Origin of the sequence: uncultured Campylobacter sp., from assembly GCF_938040115.1 — a bacterium.
Lineage (GTDB): Bacteria > Campylobacterota > Campylobacteria > Campylobacterales > Campylobacteraceae > Campylobacter_A.
This window is the reverse complement of the sequence record NZ_CALHXD010000124.1, coordinates 1-2,202: the sequence shown is the minus strand read 5'-3', so window position 1 is coordinate 2,202 and position 2,202 is coordinate 1. Positions and strand designations below refer to the sequence as shown.

At 48.6% G+C, this 2,202-nt stretch carries 1 protein-coding gene; it reads right to left on the bottom strand.

Annotated features, from left to right (window positions below; all coding sequences use genetic code 11):
• Nucleotides 1-504 precede the first annotated feature (504 nt).
• The coding region (locus Q0314_RS04805) for a M15 family metallopeptidase (RefSeq protein ID WP_298057117.1) at nucleotides 505-2,202 on the bottom strand (1,698 nt) is incomplete at its 5' end.

Genomic DNA, 2,202 nt, shown 5'->3' with positions numbered 1-2,202 from the left:
ACGGGCTTGTTTACCTTATATCGGACAACGCTTCGGACAAGAGCTATTTTAACTGCGTCTGCCTAAGCAAAGGAGAAGAAGGCAACGTGATCTGCCGCCCCTGGCGAGATGGCAACTGCGTGCTTGGAAGCGAGATCAAGCGGATGTTTGAGAGCGAGCTGCAAGAGGCGTAAACATTATTATAAATTCCGCTATTAGGCAAGTTGGAGCCAAAATTTATCAAATTTACCTAAGCTTAAAACAAATTCGATATACAGACCGCCGTGCAGCCGGAACTAAATTTAACGAGTAAATTTTACAAGCAGCTAAAGCGGTAGATAAATTTTGAACCGTTGGTGCTTAAATTTACGCATAACCAAAAAGTCAAATTTAAACCGTCTGTCGCCTTGATTAGAGCTCAAATTTTAACAGAGGACAAAGCGGCGACATCCTGCCGCCAGCCAAAACGTAACGATAAATTTGAGCTGTTTTCACTCAAATTTATCGTCAAAACTACTGTCAAATTTATCTCAAATGCCCAAACTCCGGTCTATACTCGAAGTGCATCGTATCAAAGCTCACCCAGCGCCCGCCCCAGATGAAGCCGTGTTTTTCAAAAGCGTGCACGATCTCCTCAGGGATTTGATTGCGGTAACTACCGTCCTTGCTCCAGCGCCAGTAGTCGCTCTTGTCGGTATTTATGTCGATCGCGATGCCGTAGGAGTGGGAGCTCTTGCGCTTTGTGCCTTCGATCACGCGCCAGTTAAAGGTACCCGACGGGTTGTCAAGAAACTTTAGTAGCTCCGGTTTCTTCGCCGTTAGCGCGTCAAGCTCGTTTGAAACGGCTTGCAGAGCTGCTGCCGCGCCGTTTTTGGAGTTAAATTTAAACGTTTTACCGCCGTGATTTTTTAGCCAAACGACATCGGTTAAATTTGCCTTCACTTCCGCCTCGCTCGCGCCGTAAATTTTATCTAAAAGCTCGTAGTTTCGGTATCTGCCCGCGTCATTGCTAGGTAGCGCCAAAGGCTTAAAGAGCGGATAAGGCTGCGCAAAAGTATCCTCGATGTCAGCTAGGTTTAGCAAGCGGCCAGTATCTTTTGCCTCACCGTCGTCAAATTTAACCTTACTGCCGTCCGCAAAAATCACCTCGTTGCCGACTATTTTCACGCCGTAAGCTTTTTCGATCGCCGATTGTTTCGCGCGCTGAGCCTCTTCGCCGCTAGCCACTTCAAAGGTGTTCATGGAGTTTATTCTCGAAACTAGCAAACGTTTTGGATCGATGTCTGCTACGTCCGAGCCGATTTTTAGCGTCGTGATCGCTATGCCGCCGATCATGGCTCTACCGTTATCTTTCGTGCGGATGCCCCAGACGTCGTGCACGGCGAGCGGTTCGTCGCCGCGCATACCAGCGTAGAGCATGATGTGCCCGTTCATGTGAAATAGCGTTCTATACGGCACTGCCTGTGTTTTGATGACGCGCAGTTTTTCTTCCGCGCTTAGATTTGCTAGGCTTACGACCTTGCCGATTTGACCTTGCGCCTTTGAGTTTCGCGGTAGCCACACGCCAAAGCTGCCTAGAAAATCCTGCAAAAACAGCGAGCAGTCGCGCTTGCCGCCAAACCCGCCCCAGCCGTAGCTTTGCCCGAGCAACGATGATGCCAGCGTTCTTACGTTTTCGTCGCTAAATTTAAGCGGAAAGCGGCTTGCGCTTTGTTTTGAGATCTCGTAGTTTTTTAGTCCGCTTTGGGTCTGGATTTTGCCGTAAAATTTAAACTGATCCTCGCTTTGAAACGGCAAAATTGCCCCTATGCGTCCGTAAAATAAAAAGTTGCCGTTTTTGTCGTAGACGGGCTCTTCGTCTTTTATAACGCTTAAAAATTTAGAGTTTTTTAGCTCGCGCACGCCGTCCGCGCTTAAAATTTTGATTTCGGTCGATTTCACCCAGGCCCATGCGGCGTCGCTACCGACAAATGCCCACGCGCCATCGGCCGAAAAGTGCGAAACATAAAGCGGATAGCCTATCGAGACGAAAGAGAGCTGAGCGTAGTCAAACGGTAGCCCCTCGCCTGCGCGTACGGGATTATAGAGTATGGCCTCGTCAGTCGGTATATTTCGCAGGCTAGTATTTGCCGTCGTTATCGCAGGCAAAGAAACCTTACCGAAGCTCTCTACGCTTGCGTTTTTGCGCACTTTTTCAAACCATTCGTTTGGTATTTTGCGCAT